This window comes from Saccharothrix australiensis (assembly GCF_003634935.1).
Lineage (GTDB): Bacteria > Actinomycetota > Actinomycetes > Mycobacteriales > Pseudonocardiaceae > Actinosynnema > Actinosynnema australiense.
On record NZ_RBXO01000001.1, the window covers coordinates 6,411,808 to 6,431,363 of the forward strand.

Below are 19,556 nucleotides of genomic sequence, written 5' to 3' on the forward strand. Positions count from 1 at the left end.
CGTCCACCACCCGCCGCGCCGCGTCGACCGCCGCCTGCCGGGCGGTCCGCACCCGGACCGCCTCCGACCACGCCTTGCCGCGCCCGGCCAGCGCCGCGGTGGCGTCCACCAGGGACGGTGGCAGCTCGTGGCCGGTCACCGCGCGGGCGTGGTCGTCGCGCATCCGCAGCACGTAGGCGTCGCGCACCAGCACCTCACGGCCCGCCGCCTTCGGCTTGCGGAGCAGTCCCGCCGACGTCTCGCGCGCGACGACGCGGAACTCGGCGTCGGCCAGCAGGGCACGGGTGATCTTCTCGTCGTGCTCGCCGTCCGTGCTCGTCACCGGGTCGGACGTGGTGTGCTCGTAGTGCGTCCCGGACGCGGTGAGCGTCGCCGACGGGTCGCGCGCGACCAGTTGCCGGGTGCGCTCCGGGCCGCTGCGCATCCCCTCGAACGGCCGGCGCGCCTCCTTCGAGCCGTCCGCGTGCTCGCGGGGCGCCACCCCGCCCCAGCCCTCCGGCGTCGTCGTGGAGAGCTGGTGGGTGGTGCCGAGGCTCAGCTCGGTGGTGCGCGTGTCCTCCGTCGTGGTCTCGCCGTCGACCGTGACCGACCCGCTGGTGCCCGCGAACCGGAACCCGTTCGGGAACCGGACGTGGAGTTCGACCGCCCGGCCGAGGCCGGTGGGCATCGGGATCGTGAACGCACCGCGGCGCAGGGGCACCAGGCAGGCGCGGAGCGTGGAGGGGGTGATCGCGGTGTGCAGCGCGGTCACCGCGTCCGGGGTCGGGGTGACGCCGGACGCGCGCAGCACCTGCCTGGCCACCTCGCGCAGCCGGGTCACGTCGCCCAGGAAGTGCTCGGCCCAGGACCGCCTGGTCGTCGGCTCGGCGTGGCCGACCCCGGCGCGCCAGGCGGCGAGGCCGTCCGGCGCGAGGTCGTCGAGCGGCCGGTGGCGGGAGGGTGTGCTCGGGCAGGGACACCACCGTCATGCTCCTGCGGACGGTCAGCGCGGCGGCACGGGTGTCGTGGCGGGTGATCGCGAGGTCGACCGCCACCTCACCGCGGTGGATCGCGACCGGGCCGGTGGTCTTCGCGCTCTGCTCGTAAGTGGTCGTCCGCTCGTCGGTCCGCCGGTGGCTCCGCCGGCCGAAGTCCGCCGCGCCGCTCAGCGAGCCGCCGACGGCCCCGTACCCGGACCGGTGGCCTGACGACCCGCCCGCCTGCCCCGCGCCGTCGCGCACGGTCAGCAGCCCCTGCGCGGACGTCCGGAAGGTCAGCAGCGTGCTTTCCCGCCGCGTACCCTCGATCGCGGTGAGGGCGGTGCGGACGGACGCCTTCAGCGACGTGACGTGCTCGATGCCGCCGAAAGCGGGCGGCGCGGTGAAGCGGACCGCGGCGGTGAGGTGGTGGACCTCGCCGCTGAACCGGTCCTCCAGCCGCAGCGGGGTGATCCGGCCGCCGTTCAGGTGGCCGTTCATCGCGCCGGTGAGGTCGGAGAGGAACCGGACGGCCTCGCGGCGGTTGTCGTGGACCCCGTCCAGCCGGAGGTCCGGGAGGAGCCGGTCGGCCAGCTTCGGTCCCAGCTGTTCGCGCAACGCGGCCAGGTGCGGGGTGAGGTCGAGCGGTCCGCGTGCCGCGCCGAGGCCGATCGACGGTTTCGCGGAGACGCCCGGCGTGAGCGTCGGCGGCGTGGCGACGGTCCGCTCCGGCGGCGGCACGGGTCCGGCGGCGGGCGGGGTTTCGCCGCGCAGCGCGCGCAACTGGTCGGCGGTGAGCCACACCAGCGCGGCGCCGGGCAGCCGCCCGGTCGTGCCCCGGACCACCGGGCGTGCGGGCGCGGTGAGGTCGAAGTCGAGGTTGCCCCGCGACCTGGCCTCCACGACCACGGTGGCGTCCACGACGACCCGCGCGAGGTACGCGGGCTCCGGGCCGCCGGTGGTCTCGACCTCCTCGCCGGTCTCCAGCCCGCCGGTGGTGCTCCGCCCGCGCGTGGTGGTCAGCGGGGACGCGTTGCCGACCAGCCTCCCGCGCCCGCCCACGCCGTCCACGATCCGGCCGTTGGTGACGTGCCCGCCCGCGCCCGCGACCATCGCGCCGCCCTGGACGAACCCGCTCCACGTGTCGGCCACGTCCAGGGCGCCCGCCACCGACGACGACCCGGCGACGGTCCTGGTGACCCGCTCGAACTCCTCGGCGGTGACCTGGTCGTCGGCGAGGCGGAGGCGCAGCGAGACGCCGACGACCCCGTCGGTGTCGGCCCGGCGGCGCGGGTGGCGCAGGCCGTCCAGCACGGTCGTCCGGCTGAACAGCCTCGGGTCCGCGGCGAGCGACGCGGCGGACAGGTGGTCGCCGATGGCCTCGGCGACGGGGCCGCCGGCGAAGTCGAAGACCGGGTCGCCGCCGGACGCCTCGGTCAGCAGCGCGCGCGCCACCCGCTGGAGTTCGGGCGCGCCGGTGAAGGCGACCACCTCCACGTGGTCGAACGCGCGGGAAGCGCCCGGCGGCAGCCGCCCCGGCGGCGGCGGGTCGTCGAGCGGCGTCCACGCCGACGGTCCCGGCGCGGGCGCGGTCCGGGGATCGGTGGTCGTCACGTAGCTCTCGGGCACGCGGAACCCGACGGGGACGTCGATCCGCACCGTCTCGCCGATCCGGTGCGCCACCGGCGCGTGCCGCCCCGGTTTCCCGACCGACAGCTTGCGGAGCTGCCGGTTCAGCCGCTTGTGGGAGACGACGTCGGCGGTGATGCGCAGGGTGGCGCGGAACTCCCGCAGCTCCCGGTCGGCGAGCCCGCCCTCGTCGGTGAGGCCGCCGCCCCGCTCCCGGTCCACAGTGGACTTCACCGTGCCGCCGAAGGTGGTCGGCCTGCTCCAGGCGCGCTGGAACCGCACGCCGATCCGCCACACGCCCGGCCGCAGGGAGAACCACCCGCGTGCCCCGACGGCGGCCTTGGTGTCCCGGACCCGCGTGAAGTCGCCACCGTCGTCGTCCTCGGCCTTCCGCGCGGTCGTGGTGGCGCGGCCGGTGGTCAGGAGGTCCCCGTCGCGGATGTCGTCCACCGCGGCGCGCAGGGTGATCGTGGTCTCGTACTCGTGCCCGAACCCGTCGCGGAGCAACGGGATGACGAGGCCGGGACCGCTCATCCGATCGCGCAGCACCGCCAGTGCCTCGTCGGACAGGGCGTCGCGCAGCACGCGCTCGCGGTCGAGCGCGTCGGCGATCCCGCCGACCAGGCCCTTCGCGAACTCCGGGTCGTCGAACTGGCCGACGAACCGGCTGGTGCTCAGCAGGAGGCCGGTGCGCATGGGCACGTCGGTCATCGGCCAGGTGCGCAGGGGCACCCGGCGCAGCAGCGGCACCACCTGGTCGTGGAACCACTGGCGGGTGGACAGCGGGTCGAGCGCGCCGAGGAGCACCTCGCCGCGCTCGGCCTCCACCGGCATGAAGTGGGTGCGGGCCGCGCCGCTCCGGAACTCCCGCCGCCGCGCCGCCGGGATCAACCCGCCGCGGGCCGCGCTGCCGGCGTCGGTCCACTGCCAGGCGGTGACCGTGCCGCGCAGCCGGTGCTTCGCGCCGCCGAGCGGTCGCACCTCGATGTCGTAGACGACCTCGTAGCGGACGACGTCCTCGGTGGACTTGACCGACCCCTCCGCCGCCGCGGACCTCTCGTGCGTCCGCTTGACCTGGCGGCCGTGACCGAGCCCGCCCGCGGGGCCGGCCGCCACGGTCACCCCGCCCGGCACCACGGCGCCGCCGCCGGCGAACAGGTCGAAGCCGACCCGGCGATCCGCGCCGACCACGTCGGAGGACCGGAGTTCGGCCCGCTCGGCGGTGGTCGCCGCGCCCGTCCGGGTGGTCGGCTCGACCCTCGTCCAGCGCGGCACGGCGCGCATCTCCACCTGCGTGACGCGGGGGAACAGCTCGAACCCGCGGCCCTTGGCAAGGGGCTCGGACCTGATCCAGCCCGCGTCGGGCCGGGTGTCACCGTCGTGGGCGATCATCGCGGGCAGGCCGGCCTCGATGTGCTCGCGGCTGAGGAACCTCCGCAGGACCGCCTCGCCGTCCGCGCCGACGCGGGTCACGTCGTCGAAGCGGGCGCCGAGCCGCTCGGCGGTCTGGGTGAAGAAGTCGGGGTGGCCGCGGTGGTCGACGACGACGGCCTCGACGGCGGTCCGCCTCGGGGGCTCGGCGACGACGGGGCGCAGGCCGTCCGCGTGCAGGGCCCGCCGGGCGTCGTCGGACAGGTTCCGGGACGAGCCGTCGGGCGAGTGCGGCAGCAGCCGGGCGCCGGCGGGGTCGGCGGTGGACAGCCCGATCGGCGCCCGCAGCTCGACCCGGCCCTCGGCGCGGACCGGACCACGGGGCCGGGCGGCGCCGGAGGCGAGGGAGAAGGAGAAGGCCACCGGCAGGTCGCGGACGTCGCGCGCGGCGCCGACCTCGACCTCGGTGGACGTCGTCACCTCGGTCTTCCGCTCGCTCCGGCGGCTCTCGGTCGGCCCGGTCGGCGCTCGCACCCCGAGCGTGACGACCAGGGGCGGCAACCCGAGGAAGGACAACTCCGGGGACAGGCCCCGGTCGCGGGAACTCCCGCGGCCGCTCCCGGTCGTGCGCTCCACCTCGCCGGTGACGGTGAGCCGCTCACCCGCCTCGTCGCCCACCGCCATGCGACGCCAGTCGAACCGGGCGGCGACGGTGAGCCGGTAGGGGCGGCCGTCGCCGCGGACGGTGAACGTCCCGCCGTCACCCAGCAGCCCGCCGACGTCACGCGCCAGCAGGGACCGCACGACGTCCACCTCGGTCCACCGGCGCACGTGCGGCGCGAGCAGGCGGAGCTGGTCGACCACGTCGGGAACGCCCCGCACGGGGGTGAGCTGCCGGGCGGGGCCCAGGGTGCGGCTGTCGCGGAGGTAGGCGGGCAGGTCGCCGTACAACGCCTCGGCGGTCGGTGCGGGCTCCGGGGCCGCCGGTTCCGGTTCCGGTTCCGGTCTCCGGTCGGCATCGGGCATCCCCCGGTCCGCACCCGGCGTCCGGTCGCTATCGGGCGTCCCCCGGTCCGGCTCCGGTGCGGCGCGCTCGGGCGGTTCGGCGTGTTCCTCGGTCGGTTCGAGCGTCGGCCGCCAGCGCGGTCGCCCCGCCGGGTGGCCGGTCCGCGGCGGCCGGTCGGACGACGGCGGCCGGTCGGACGGCGGCGGTCGGTCGGACGGCGGCGGCGGTCCGGGCTCCCCGGCGTGCAGGACGTCGTACGGGGTGTCCCTGACCAGCGTCGCGTTGCCGGTCTGCTCGATCCGGGCGAGTTCCGGCGCGGTCAGCCGCGCGTGCGGCGAGTACAGGGCCGTGGTCATGAGGCCGCCGTCCCTGGCGACGGCGTCGCGCACGGGTGCGACCGGACCGTCCGGTCCCCGGTGCTCGCCTCCGGGGCGCGGGCTGTTGAAGATCACGCCCGCGATGAAGTGCCGGTCGCGCACCCCGAGCTTGTGCGCGATCTCGTGGGCGAGCGCGGGCAGGTCGATGTCGACGCCCCACGTGCTGTGCCGGTGTTTGCCGATGTTGCCGACGATCGCCACGGTCGTGTGCGCGTCGTCCGGGTCCGCGGCGAACTCCAGCCGGACGTCCAACTGGTCGCCGCCCGGCAGCAGGTGCCCGCGGTTGAAGAAGCGGTCCACCGCCAGGGTCGCGCGCCTCCGCACGTCCGCCAACTGCGGTTCGGTGACGACGCCGCGCTGCGGCGCGAGGTGCAGGCGGAGGGTGAACTCCCGAACCCACCGGCCCGGTCGTGCCTCCAGGCGGCGCAGGTCGTAGTTCACCGGGACCCGGCGCGACCGCTTGATCGTCGCGAGCGTCGCCTTTCGGGGTGAGCCCGGACCGGTGGTCCCGGACGGCCGCGCCTGGACGAAGTCCACGTACTCCGTGCGCACCTCGACCGGGGTCGCCCGGTGGCGGAGGTGCTCCCACTCGCTCCGCCGCACCGGGTCGTCCGACCGGGTCTCCGGGGTGCGCTCGACCGGGTGCGCCGGCTCGTCCGGGAGCCGGGGCGGCGCACCCGACGTGACGGGCTCGTCGTCGTCCGACGACTCGTCGTCCGGCAACTCGTCATCCGACGACTCCTCGTCCGAGGACTCGTCGACCGGGGGGAAGAGCCGGTCCAACTCCTCCAGGTCGCTCGGCAGCAGTTGCCGCAGCCACCCGTCGACCTCGGGCGCCCGCTGGAGCGCTCCGGGGGAACCGACCGGCTCCCGCGCCACGAGCTGCCGCAACGCGTGCAGCAGCTGCGGCCCGTCGTACTGGTCGTGCTGGACGTACCGCCAAGCGCTGACCGCCAAGTGCTCCAAGTGCCGGTCGACCGACCGCCGGTGACCGATGACGGCCTGCTCGACCAGTTCGAAGCGGATCAGCTCGAACAGCCGCGCGGCCTCGTCCCAGTTGCCCGGCGGCGTGTCGCCGGGGCCGGGGAAGCTGAACGCGTGCCCTTCGGTGTGCAGCACGACCGCACGACCGGAGGGCCACACCCCCTCGTCGTCCGCCCAGAGGTGCGGGGTCGCCTCCCGGTCCTCTTCGAGCGCCGCCTGCACGTCGAGGACCGTTCCCCTCAGGTTGAGGCTGGTCGCGGGGTCGACCCCCATCCGCTGGAGCCACTGCCCGAAGCCGAGCGGCCGGTCGGACATGACCTGGTCGAACACCATCGGGAACCGCGTGCCGCCGTCGGCGACCATCAGGGCCGGGGCGACGTGGTAGGTCCACGAGACCTCGTTCGAACCGGCGACCGGTACGGCCAGGGACGCGCTGAGGTCCGGGTTCGTCCGCGACACGAAGACCTTGGCGGGGACCAGGCCGAGTCGCCTCATCTCGGACGCCCAGACGTGGGCGCGGAGGTCGCAGCCGTGCTCGGGGTGATCGATGGGCACGCGCAACCAGCCGTGCTCCTCGTCGTGGAACCTCAGGTTCCGCAGGTGGTCGAAGACCTCTTGCGCGCGTCCGACGGGCAGCGTCCCGTCACCGGCCGGAGCGCTCGGCCCGGCTTCGGGGTGGCCGGCGGGGTCCTGTCGATCCGCCCCACCCGGCGGCGGTCCGCCGGTGCCCTGGTGCGCACCGGGTCCGAGGTGCACCGGTTGGTTCAACCCCGGGTCCGCCGGCGCGCCCTCGGGCAGGGCCGCGTTCCACGACGTCGGCTCGGACCCGCCCCACGGCAGGTGCCGCGTCCACCCACCCGGCACCCACATCGGGTTGCCCAGGGCATCCACCCGCGACGACCCCACCACCACCGGACTCCCCGGCAACCCCAACCAGACCATGTCCGTCGGCCTCGACACCGCGACACCCGTCGACGTCGACAGCCGCCGCGCGAAGTCCTCCAGCCCGGGCGTCGCGCACGAGTAGATCCGGATCTCGGCACTCCCGTCCCACCCGGCGGGCTCAAGCACGTCCATCGCCTGATCGGGCGAGAACGGCACACCACCGTGGTCGGCCGCCCGGAACACCAGCCCCACCACACCAGGCTCACGCGGCAACGACACCACCGCCTGGTCGAAGACGGCATCCTCCCGACCTCGCACGAACACACCCACCGGAACCACCACCGGCGCACCGGTGTCCACCGGGAGTGGGACCGCCGTACCGGGGGCCGCCGGGAGCGGAACCGACGAACGCCACGCCACATCGGTCGGCGGCAACCCCGCGGGGCCCGCCGTGAAGTTCGGAGTCGCCGGCATCCGGAGTTCGCCGAGGAAGTCCGTCGCGGCTTCCGGCGAGCTGGTGAACAGGTCGGCCGCCTCGGGTGGCAGCAGCACCGGCTCCCACCCGCCCTTCTCGTACCGGGACGCGGTGACGGTCCGCACCCCTGCCCAGAGGCTCGGCACCTTGGACAGGAACGACAGCGCCGCCGTCCACACCAAACCGGGGTCTTCGTGCCGCTCGACCGCCGCGCGGACCTGGGTCAGGTGCAGGTCACCCGGACGGTTGTGCAACTGCCGCACCAGGGTGTGCACCACCTTCGCCGTCAACGCGACGGTGCCCTCCACATCACCCATCGCCACCGGCGGCCGACCCTCGTTCTGGACGGTGTCCGTCACCCAGCTCTGCGCCTCGTTCTCCGTCAACCCCGACAACGGCGGAAGGACGAACTCCGACCCGATCCGCTCCTCCACCTGTTGAAGCATGTCGGGACCCGTCCGGTGCACCACCGACTTCCGCCGCACCCGCCCCTCGGGCGCGTCGTACTCCTGCGGCGTCAAGTTCCGCCACTCCGGCGGGAACACCTCCTCCTGCGTGCGGGAATAGTTCCCCGCCAACTCGTCCAGGTACACCGCGCCGAAGGGATGCCCCTTCCGCATGAGAATCCCGTTGTTGCCACGATGGGATTCGACGAACTCGTCACCGCTCTCGTCCACGACCTCCACGTCCCGGCCCGCGAAGGCGAAACCACTACCGTGATCGTCCCGATCGGTCCGGTCGGTCGCGATCAGGTTCTGCACATCGAGCAACCGGTCATCACCATCGAGGTACAAGCCGCCGAACCGGTGCAGGACCTCGACCCGCAACAGATCACTGGCCGCCGCGTAACCGGGACCGGTCGTCTTCGCCATCTCCGTGCGGAAGAACGGATTGAGCTGAAGGGGCGCCTCGGCGTTGAACACCTCGTCGACACCGACCAAGCCGATGCCGTTCTCCCGCGCCCACACCGCCATCTCCCGCACACCCTCAAGGTGCCAGGGAAGATTCTCATCGGGGTGCGCCGCCAAAGCCTCGACGATGTCCGACCGAGGCACATCCGTCCACAACACCGCCGACCCGCCAACCTCACGCATCCGACCGGCGGTCAGGGCGAAGTTCGCGCGGAAGACGTCCATCTTTCCCAACGCCCGCAGCGGACCGCCGAGCCAGATCCCGTGCACCACAAGCGGAAGCTCACCAACCGGCGGCACCGTACGGAGGTCGACACCGAACCCCTCCCAGAAGCGCAAGTCCTCCTCACGCCACCGGGTGTAGTGGATCGGCTGCTGAACCTGCCCCAACGCGTCCGGTTGGAGCTGATCGCGGGTAGGCGTCCCCTTTGTCATGTCGAGCAGGCCGAGCAACGTCATCCCCTGCGCCGCGGACAGCGCGGAGTAGTCCAAGCCGCGCAGGAACTCCGGCGCGCCCGGGGGCACGCGCAGGCCCAGGAGATCCGGACCCAGCAGAGCTTCCCGTTCCGGCGCGGACCCGGCGTGCGGGTTCAGCCGGTGGTTCCGCTCGACCATCGCCTCCAGGTGCTCGACCACCGCGGTCGCCGGGCGGACACCGCGGTACGGGTCAGAGGCGGCGCTCGGGACGGGGGCGGCACTCGGGGCGGGGGTGGGGCTCGGGGCGGGGGCGAGGCTCGGGAACCCCTGTCCTCCTGTGCGCTCGATCCGCTGCGGCTCCCGAGCGCGCCCCGGCCCGGACGCCTCCGCTCCCGGCCGCCGACGAGCGTCGTCGTCGACCCACCGCCCCAGCTCCTCCGCACGCCGCCGCGGCGACCTCGAACGCCGCTGCGGCCGATAGCGGTCCGGGTACCGCGGTCGGTCCGGCGGCGCGCCGCGCCTCCCGCCGCCCGGCCCCAGGTGCAGCGGCGGGTCCAACCGCAGAGCCGTCGGCACCACCGGTGGTGGCACCCCGTTCGACGCGCCGTTCGGCGACTGCCGCACCCACCTGCCCGGCACCCACACGTGACCGCCCTGGGCATCCACCCCCGGCGACCCCACCACCACCGGACTACCGGAATACCCCAACCACACCGCGTCCGTCGGCCACAACACCCCGACACCAGTCGACATCGACAGCTGCTGCGCGAAGTGCGCCAAACCGGGCGACGCGCACGAGTACAGCCGGATGTCCTCGCGCCCGTTCCACCCGCCGGCCACGCTCGCCCGTACCGCGTCCTCCGGTGAGAACCGCACACCACCGTGGTCAGCCGCCCGGAACACCAACCCCGTCACACCGGGCTCGCGCGGCAACAGCCCCACCGCCTGGTCGAAGGCATCATCCCCCCGACCACGCACGAACACACCCACCGGAACCATCACCGCTGTCCCGGTGCCCACCAGGAGCGGAACCGACGAACGCCACGCCTCGCCGGTCAACGGCAACCCCGTGGGGTCCGCTCCGGAGACCGGGGTCACCGGGACCCGGCCCTCGCCCAGGAAATCCGCCGCTCCCGGCAGGAAGGTGACCAGGTCCCCGACCACCTGCGGCAGTGGCACCTCCTGGTACTGACCGCGCTCGAACCGGGACCTGGTGGCCGTGCGCACCCGCGCCCACAACCCCGGCACCCTGGCCAGGAACGACAACGCCGCCGCCCACACCAAACCAGGGTTCTCGTGCCGCTCGACCGCCGCGCGGACCTGGGTCAGGTGGAGGTCGCCGGGACGGTTGTGCAACTGCCGCACCAGGGTGTGCACCACCTTCGCCGTCAACGCGACGGTGCCCTCCACATCACCTGTCGCCACCGGCGGCCGACCCTCGTTCTGGACGGTGTCCGTCACCCAGCTCTGCGCCTCGTTCTCCGTCAACCCCGACAGCAGCGGAAGGACGAACTCGGGCCCGATCCGCTCCTCCAGCTCCTGGAACATCTCGGGGCCGGTCCGGTGCACCACCGACTTCCGCCGGATGCGCCTCTCGGGCGCGTCGTACTCCTGCGGCGTCAAGCCCTGCAACTCGGGCGGGAACAGCTCCTCCTGCGTGCGGGCGTAGTTCCGCGCCAACTGGTCCAGGTACACCGCGCCGAAGGGGTGCCCCCTCCGCATGAGAATCCCGTTGTTGCCGCGGTGGACGTCGATGGAGTCGCCGACATCCACGTCTGCGCCCGCGAAGGCGAAGCCGTCACTGTGATCGTCCCGATCGGTCCGGTCGGTCGCGATCAGGTTCTGCACGTCGAGCAGCCGGTCGTCGCCGTCGAGGTACAAGCCGCCGAACCGGTGCAGGACCTCGACCCGCAACAGATCACTGGCCGCCGCGTAACCGGGACCGGTCGTCTTCGCCATCTCCGTGCGGAAGAACGGATTGAGCTGAAGGGGCGCCTCGGCGTTGAACACCTCGTCGACACCGACCAAGCCGATGCCGTTCTCCCGCGCCCACACCGCCATCTCCCGCACACCCTCAAGGTGCCAGGGAAGATTCTCATCGGGGTGCGCCGCCAAAGCCTCGACGATGTCCGACCGAGGCACATCCGTCCACAACACCGCCGACCCGCCAACCTCACGCATCCGACCGGCGGTCAGGGCGAAGTTCGCGCGGAAGACGTCCATCTTTCCCAACGCCCGCAGCGGACCGCCGAGCCAGATCCCGTGCACCACAAGCGGAAGCTCACCAACCGGCGGCACCGTACGGAGGTCGACACCGAACCCCTCCCAGAAGCGCAAGTCCTCCTCGCGCCACCGGGTCTGGTTGACCTGCTGCGGCACCTGCCCCAGCGCGTCGGGCTGGAGGTCGTGCCACGCCGGAGGGTGCCGGGTCATGTCGAGCCGGCGCAGCAGCGTCATCCCCTGCGCCGCGGACAGCGCGGAGTGGTCCAGGCCGCGCAGGAACTCCGGCGGGCCCGGGGGCACGCGCAGGCCGAGGACGTCCGGCCCCAGCAAACTTTCCGCCGGCGGTGGCACTCCCGAGCCCGAATTCCACCGGTGGTTCCACTCCGCCATCGCCTCCAGTCGCGCGACCACCCCGGCCAGCGGCGGGACACCGCCGTACGGGTCGGCGACGACACCCGCGGGCGGTCCGAACGGGCCAGGCGCGGCCGTCATCGGCTCGTCGGGGCGCGGGGCGATCCGCGGCGGTCGTCGGGCGCCGGACGGCCCCGGTTCGCCCTCGTAACCCCGCCTCGACCGCGAGGGCCGACCGGGGCCGCCGCCGACGAGCCCGCTGATCCTGGGGTTGTCGGTGTCGGCGCGCAGGCGTTCGGACAGGCGGCGCGCGCCGCGCTCGGGGTCGGGGCGGTCCCGGTCGACGTGCAACCGCCAGGCCACCAGGTCCATCACCGCGTGGTCCCGCTCGCTCCGGGCGCGCTCTTCCGGGGTCGGGTCGTCCAGGTGGAAGGTGATCTGGTGACGGGGCACGACGATCCCCGCGGCCTGCCTGCGCAGGTCGGCCGCGGCGCTCTCGCTGAGCTTGCCGCGGTCGAGGCCCTCGCGGGCCACCGACAGCGCGTTCTCCCAGCCGGGCAGGGAGGTCGGGTCGCTGACGGCGGTCGTCGGGTGGGCCCGGCGCTCGCCACCCGCCCCTTGGCGGACCCAGTCCGCCTTGTTCGCGTCGTGGGGCGCCCGCTTCTCGTCCTTGCCGGTGGGCTGCTTGTCGTCCTTGGCGGCCTGCTGCTGGTCCGTCGGAGGGGACGAGGTGGGGCCCGCGACCCCCTGGTCCGGGGTGGCCTGCTGCCGGGCAGGCTGATCCGGGGCGGGCTGGTCCGGGGCAGGCTGGTCCGGGGCGGGCTGGTCCGGAGCGGGTTGGTCGTAGGCCGGCGGGGACGTCTCGGCGTCGTAGGCCGGCGGGGGCGTCTCCACGTCGTAAGGCGGCGGAGCGTCTCGTGACTCCGGCGTGCTCGACGGCTGCCCGATCGGCGAGGCCGGGCCGGTGGGCCCCGCCTGGCTCGTCGATCCGGTCTGGCTCGTCGAACCGGTCTGGCCCGCAGTCACCGGCTGGTTGGTCGGGGCGGTCGAGGAAGTGCTCGGCGTGACGCCGGACGACGGAACACCCGGCGTGGTGCCGGACGACGGGGTGTTCGGCGTGGTGCCGCTGGGCGGCGGGGTGTTCGGCGTGGTGCCGGCTGACGGCTGGTCGGCGGTGGCGGGTGGCGGGGTGTCCACCGCGGTGTGTTCGGTGGTCGGGCGGCTGGACACCGCGTCCTCGGAGTTCGGCAGGCCCTCCGGTTCGCCGGACCGGTTCCCCTCGAACCGCGCGGACGGCACGTCCGCCGGATCGATCGCCGGTCTACCCGCCGGCTCCTGACTCGACGTGGGCGGCGCGTCGGGTCGCCCCTCGCCGCCGGGGGTTTCCCCACTGGGGTTCTCCCGGCTCGGAGTGCCGGGATCCGCGCTCGGCGCACCGGGGGGAGAACCGCTGGGCACGCCCGGGGACTGGCCGCCGGTCGATTCGCCGCGAGGGACGCCGCCCTCGGAACCCTGTCCAGGCGGAGGCACCCCGTGCGGGCCACCTGTGCCGCCGCCGTCCGGACCGGCACCGTCCACACCACGGCCATCCGGACCCGCGGGAGTGGAACCGCTTCCACCGGTGCCGGTGGAGTCGCTACCGCTCGCGCCAGGGTCGCCGGGTACGACACCGCTTCCGCCCGGATCGACCGAGCCGGGGCCGCCACCGACGCCCGGCGGCTCGGGCGCACCGCCGCGCGGCGGCTCGGGCGCACCGCCGCGCGGCGTCGGCGAATCCGGTCCCCCGCGCACCGGCGTGTCCGGTCCCTCGACGACCAGCCGATCGGGACCGGTCGGGCCCGGCCCCACCAGCCCTGGTGGGCCACCCCCTGGCGGCACGACCGTTCCGGGCGGCCCCGTCGTGTTGCGCGACAGCGACTCGCGCCACTGGTCGACCCGCTTCTCCAGCTCCTGCCCGGCGTTGTCGGCGGCCTGCCCGATGCCCCCGGTGACCGCGCCGTTGATCGCGCCCAGCAGGAGCCCCAGCGGGTTGCCGCCGGTGATCGCCAGGCCGACGAGCCCGACCAGGACCTCCACCTGCGCCTCGGTGAGGGCGGCGAGGGAGGAGCTGTTGCGGCGGATGTCACCCAGCAGCTTCATGTTCGCCAGCATCAGCGGCCCCATGAGGAAGCCGGCCAACCCGCCGAGCGCGGCGCTGAGGAGCGAGTTCTGCTTGTCCCACTCCGTGCGGTTGCCCTCGATGAACTGGATGCCCTGCGCCAGGGCGTCCTCGCCGACCTCCTGGCCGCTCTCCTGGAGGGTTTCCTGGAGCATCTCCTTACCGAGCCGCAGGCCGAGGGCGAAGTTCGCGCCGTACCGGTCGGCGAGGTTCTGCCAGACCTTCTCCTTCGCCGCGCCCAGCGCGTCGCTCGCCCTGGCGAACGCGCCGGGCGCGCCGGGCGGCGGGACCACGGGGTCGGGTGTCCTCGTGACCGGTGGCGGGGTCGGCGCGCCCTCGCCGCGGGGAGGCGGGGTCGGGCTGTGCTCACCACGGGGCGGCGGCGGGGCACCATCGCCACGGGGCGGCGGGGTCGGGGTGCCCTCACCACGGGGAGGCGGCGGCGTCGGGGTGCCCTCACCACGAGGCGACGGGGTCGGGTCCGGTTTGCCCGGCGGCGGCGTGGGGGTGTGCCCACCGGGAGGCGGCGGGGTCGGGGTCTTCTTCGGGGTCGGGGTGGGGATGTGCCGAGTGGTCAACGGGATGCGCTGCTCGAGCCGGTCGAACAGGTGCTTCACGGTGGGGCCGGGGACGTCGTCGAGGCCCCGCGTCACCGAGAGCGTGACGGACAGGCGGGTGTAGAAGTCGTTCTGGATCCGCATGGCGGAGATCCGGCCCGTCAGGATGAACGACGGGACGAGCGCCGCCGTGAACGGGTTCGTCAGCGCCCAGGTGATCTCCGCGCCGGTGGTGGCGCTCTGGATCAGCATCGAGTACTTGGTGTGCTCGACGTTCAGCGCCAGGTCGCGCACCTGGAACGACATCCGGTCGGCCAGCGAGGACAGGGCGGGCGCCCGGCCGCCCAACCCCTTCGCGAAGTCGCCGAACGCCTCGCCCGCCGGCCCCGAGATGTGGTTGCCGACGACGCGGGAGTGCCGGCCGACCTCGTCCACCGAGCCGAGCACGTCCCGCCCGGTGCTCTCCAGCTTCGACCCGAGCAACCGGAGCTTGTCCTCGTCGCCCCTCGGCCAGAAGTCACCGGCGATCAGGACCACGAGCGGGTCGAGGTCCGGCGGGATCTCCAGACTCATGTCAGGTGCTCGGCAGCCGGTCGTCAGGCGCCGGGTCGTCAGGCACCGGGCTCGGGCCGCGGACCGGGCCGGGGAGCGCTCGGCGGACGGGGCTCGGACGAGTCCGGCGCGACACCGCGGTCCGGCTGCTGGACGGGTGCGTTCGCGAGCACGGCGGGCCGCCCGTCCCCACCCTGCGGCGCTTGGCGGCCCTCGTTGCCGCCGGCGTAGCCGGCGTGGACCCTGACGTAGGGCACCCGGTCCTCGCGGCGCTCGTAACCCCGCACCTCCGGACCGACCTCGTGCAGCACCCGGTCCGGGATGTGCTCGAAGCGCGGCACCTCCGGGCCCACCTTGTGCGGCAAGCGGTCCTGGATGTGCTCGAAGCGCGACATCTCCGGGCCGGCCTCGCGCTTCCTCGGCTGCGGCGCGGTCGGCTGCTTCTTCTCCAGGCCCCCGAAGTCCTTGCCGAGGCCCTGGGCGAGCCGCGCGTTGCCGCCCTCGACCTCGGCCAACCGCGTCGCCAACGACTTCAGGCCCTGCGACGCGAACTCCAGCTCGTCCTGCAAACCCGCCAGGCCGTCGGTGAACGCGCGCCGGCTCTCCAGGTAGTGCGGGGCGAACTCCTTGCCCGCGTCGTCATCGCCCCAGGAACCCTCCAGCTCGGCGAGTTGCAGCAGGGTGAGGTTGATCTGGTGCACCCGGTCGGCGAGCCGGCCGTAGCCGTCCCCGCCGCGGGACAGACCGTCGGTGTCCACCCAGAACGTCCCGGACATCGTGACTCCTCGCTCTCCGCGGGTGGGGCTCAGCCGAAGTCGTGCGCGGGCGGCTCGCCGGGCACGTAGGAAGCCAGGTCCGCCTTCCCCTCGACGATGTCGCGCGCGTTCAGGCCGGCGGGCAGCAAGGGCGCCAACAACTCCGCCGCCGCGTCCAGCGCCTTGCCCCGCGCCTCGCGGGTGGCGGTGAGGATCGCGCCCGCCAGTTCCGCGGGCGCCATCCGCTTGTAGGCGTCCGTGGGGAAGGCGAGGTCGGTCAGCTCACCCTGGTTCCCCACGGTCACCTTGACCGTCTGCCGCGGCGCGGTCGCGGTGCACGAGATCGCGCTCATGCCCCGCTGGAACGCCTCCAGCTCGTCCCGCTGCTCCCGGTACCGGGCCAGCACCCGCTCCAGCTGCTCGTCGTTCACCGACACGGTGGCACCCCTCATCACGTGGTTGGTCGCGATTCCAGTCCACTCGGGAACCGCCGCGAGGACCAGCGAGCGGACCGATCCCGGCACCTTCGTCCGGCGGGATTACCCGTTCGTCCCCCGGCCCGGCTCATCCGTCCCCCACCCGGCTCACCCGACGGACGCCAGCCCCTCGGTGACCGCGGCCCCGGACGCGCGCCCCGGGCGCATCCCGCGCAGGTCGGCCGGGGTCAGCGTGCGGGACGCGGCGGTGGCGGCGAGCCGGTCGGCCATCCGGTGCGCGGCGCGCACGGTCCGCTCCGCCGCCCCGGCGAGCTGCTGGGCCAGCTCCGCGCGCACGTCGTCGGGCACCTCGTGCCCCCGCCGGCGCAGGCGGCGTGCCGCGATCTCGGCCAGGTCGCCGACGCCGTACTCGCCGATCGCCCACTCCGCGCCGAACGCCTCGCGCAGCCCGGGCGCGGCCTCGAACAACGCGGCCACCGACGCGTGGTCGCCGACCAGCACGACGACCACGTCCGCCACGTGCCGCCGGAGCGCGCCGAGCAGCGCGTCCGCGGTCTCCGCGCGGGTCTCCGCGTGCTCGGTCCCGTACGCGGTGTCGGGGTCGAGGTCGATCAGCAGCACCCCGCCGGAGGCGTCCTCGAACGCCCGGTCCGCCAACGCCTCCGCCTGTCCGGGCCACTGCGGGCGGAGGTCGGTGGCCAGGGCGACGCGGACGACCTGCCCGATGTCGACGAGGTCCAGCTCGGCCAGGCACTGCGCGTAGAGCCCGGCCACCTCGCCGCGCCCGCTGCCCGGCCGCCCGGACAGCACCGCGTGCGCGCGCCGCCCCGTCGGCGTGCGCCGGCTCGCGTGGTCGCACAGCTCCAGCAGCCGCGCGCCGACCGCGTCCCGCACCTCGTCCACACCGACCAGTTCGTGCAGCCGGCGCCAGCCCCGGCTCGCCCGGAGCGCCGCGACCGGGTCGGCGGCGGCGTCGGGCGCGGGGGGACCGCCGGCCGCCGCGGTCTCCACCAGGGTCAGCTCGGCCCGCAGGTCCGCGGCGGTGAGCCTGCTCAGCTCCACGTCCTTGGCCGGTGGGTGCATCGCCAACCGGGACGCCTGGTTGCTCACCATCGCCTCGAACAGCTTGCGCGCCACCCGGCCGTTGCCGAAGGTTTCGTCCTTGCGGACGCGCTCGAAGTAGTCGGTGACCGCGGCCACGCCGTCGTCGGTCAGCTCGTAGTAGTGCTTGCGGCACAGGTCGGTGGTGATCGTGACCAGTTCCTCGACCGAGTAGTTGGGGAACTCCACGGTCTTGGTGAACCGCGACGCCACACCGGGGTTGGAGGCAAGGAACCTGTCCATCAGCTCCGAGTAGCCGGCGACGATGACCACGAGCTCGTCGCGGTGGTCCTCCATCATCTTCATCAACGTGTCGACGGCCTCCTGGCCGAAGTCCGGGCCGTTGACGCCGCTCTGGCTGGTGAGCGTGTACGCCTCGTCGATGAACAGGACGCCGCCGAGCGCCTTGGTGACGACCTCGGTCGTCTTGATCGCGGTGGAGCCGATGTACTGGCCGACCAGGTCGGCCCTGGCCACCTCGACCATGTGCCCCTTGGCGAGGATGCCCAGTTCGGCGAGCACCGCGCCGTAGAGGCGGGCGACGGTGGTCTTGCCGGTGCCGGGCGGGCCGGCGAACACGAGGTGGCGGCTCAGCTGCGGCATGGGCAGCCCCATCTCCAGCCGCCGCTGGCTCATCCTGATCAGGTTGATCAGGCCGACGACCTCCTTCTTCACGCCCTCCAACCCCACCAGGACGTCGAGTTCGGCGAGCGGGCCCTCCAGCTCGACGCCGCCCGCCGTGCCGGCGATGGACGCGGCGGCCGGCCCACCCGCCGGTTCGGGCCGCGCGGGCGGGGTGGCCGCCGGTCGGTTGTCGGCCCGCCCGCCGGTCCGCCCGCCGGATCGCCCGCCGGTCTCCAGCCCGTCGACCGACACGCGGTCCCGCTCGGCCCGCCGGTGCACCGCGACGCCGCCGTTGTCGCTGACCAGGCACCGGCTCAGCCGCACGGGTTCGCCGGTGTCGACGCGCACGCCGTCGCCCGCGTTGCCGGTGATGTCGCAGCCGACCAGCGACGCGCCGCCGCCGGGCTCGACGGACACGCCGTGCCGCCCCGAGTCGCGCACCCGGCACCGCTCGGCGGTGGCCGACCCGCCCTCGACGACCCGGATGCCGTCGGCCGCGGAGTCGACGACCTCGCTGTCGCGCAGGGAGACCTCCGCTCCCGCGCCGACGAGCAGGCCGCCGCCGCGCAGCAGCGCCGACACGAACCGCGCCCGCGCGCCGCCGGTCACCGTCACGGCGGACTCGGCGCGCGTGGTGAGCCGGGCGTCGGTGGCGGTGAGCGTCGCCCCCTCGGAGACCTCCACCACGACCTCGGCGGCCTCCACGTCGACGTCGGTCAGCGCGAGCCTGCCGCGCCCGGCGAGCACGATGCCGGGTCCCCGGTCGGGTCGCGCGGTCAGGCCCGTGAACCGGGCGTCCGCCTCGGCGCCGACCTGGACCGCGCCCTCGGTGGTGGCGCGCACGGTGGTGTCCTCGAACGTCGGCGCGGCGCCTTCGTCGACGGCGATCCCCACCGGGGAGTCCTCCACGGCGCACCCCGTGAACGTCGGCTCGGCCCCGCCGGTGACCTGTACGGCGTTGCGGCCGGCCGAGGTGAACGTGCAGCCGCGCAGGACGGGCTTCGAGCCGCCCGCGATGTGCACGCCCTGCACGCCGGCCCCGCGGAACCTGCTGTCCGCGATGGAGACCTCGCCGGTGCTCAGCACGTACAGGTCCAGGTTGCCGCTGTCGGTGACGGTGAGCCCGGTGACCGCGACCGCGGCCCGTTGCTGGACGACCACCGCCGGCTTCTCCGCGCCGGTGATCGAGCCGCCCTCGACCACCGCGCGGGCGTCGCCGTTGACGCAGATCCCGTTGCCCCCGACCCGCCGCACCGAGCAGCGCCGCAGCACCGCCGAGCCCCGCTCGGTGACGACGAACCCCGACGAGCCGAGGCCGGCCAGCTCGGTGTCCTCGACGGTGCTGGTCACCGGTGAGGCGATCACCAGGCCGGCCCCACCGGGGTTGTCCACCGCGCACCCGCGCAGCACCACCGACCCCTCGGCCCGCGTCACCAGGGCCGCCCAGGACGCGCCGTGCAGCCGGCAGGAGTCCATCGCGACCTCGCCGCGCGGCACGTCCACCGCGGCCAGCTCGGCGTCGTCGCTGCCCAGCACGAGACCGTTGAGCTGCACGGCGTCGGCGGTGCAGGTCAGGACGCTCCCGGAGCGGGCGCGCACCTCGACCGTGCCCGGACCGTCCGCCGCCGTGAGGGTCACCATCTCGTCGATGACGAGGTTCTCCTCGTACCGCCCCGGCCGGATGCTGATCATCGCGTCGCTCGACGCGTGGGCGAGCGCCGCGCCGATGGAGGGAAACGCCCCCGGCACGTCACCCCCGACGGTGATCACCTGTCCCCGAACCACGT

Annotated in this window: 4 protein-coding genes; all 4 read right to left on the bottom strand. The window is 74.4% G+C overall.

The features are described 5' to 3' along the window. Positions 1-194 precede the first annotated feature (194 nt). Complete coding sequence (locus C8E97_RS27125) at positions 195-14,873, bottom strand: protein-glutamine glutaminase family protein (RefSeq protein WP_121008248.1); 14,679 nt, start codon at positions 14,871-14,873, stop codon at positions 195-197. 38 nt (positions 14,874-14,911) lie between these two features. Then, complete coding sequence (locus tag C8E97_RS27130; protein ID WP_121008249.1) at positions 14,912-15,628, bottom strand: hypothetical protein; 717 nt, start codon at positions 15,626-15,628, stop codon at positions 14,912-14,914. Positions 15,629-15,657: 29 nt separating this feature from the next. After that, on the bottom strand, positions 15,658-16,059 hold the full coding sequence (locus C8E97_RS27135) for a YbaB/EbfC family nucleoid-associated protein (RefSeq protein ID WP_121008250.1): 402 nt from the start codon (positions 16,057-16,059) through the stop codon (positions 15,658-15,660). A gap of 132 nt (positions 16,060-16,191) precedes the next feature. After that, a complete protein-coding gene (locus tag C8E97_RS27140; protein WP_246019200.1) occupies positions 16,192-19,554 on the bottom strand; it encodes a right-handed parallel beta-helix repeat-containing protein in 3,363 nt (1,120 codons plus the stop codon). Positions 19,555-19,556: the final 2 nt, after the last annotated feature.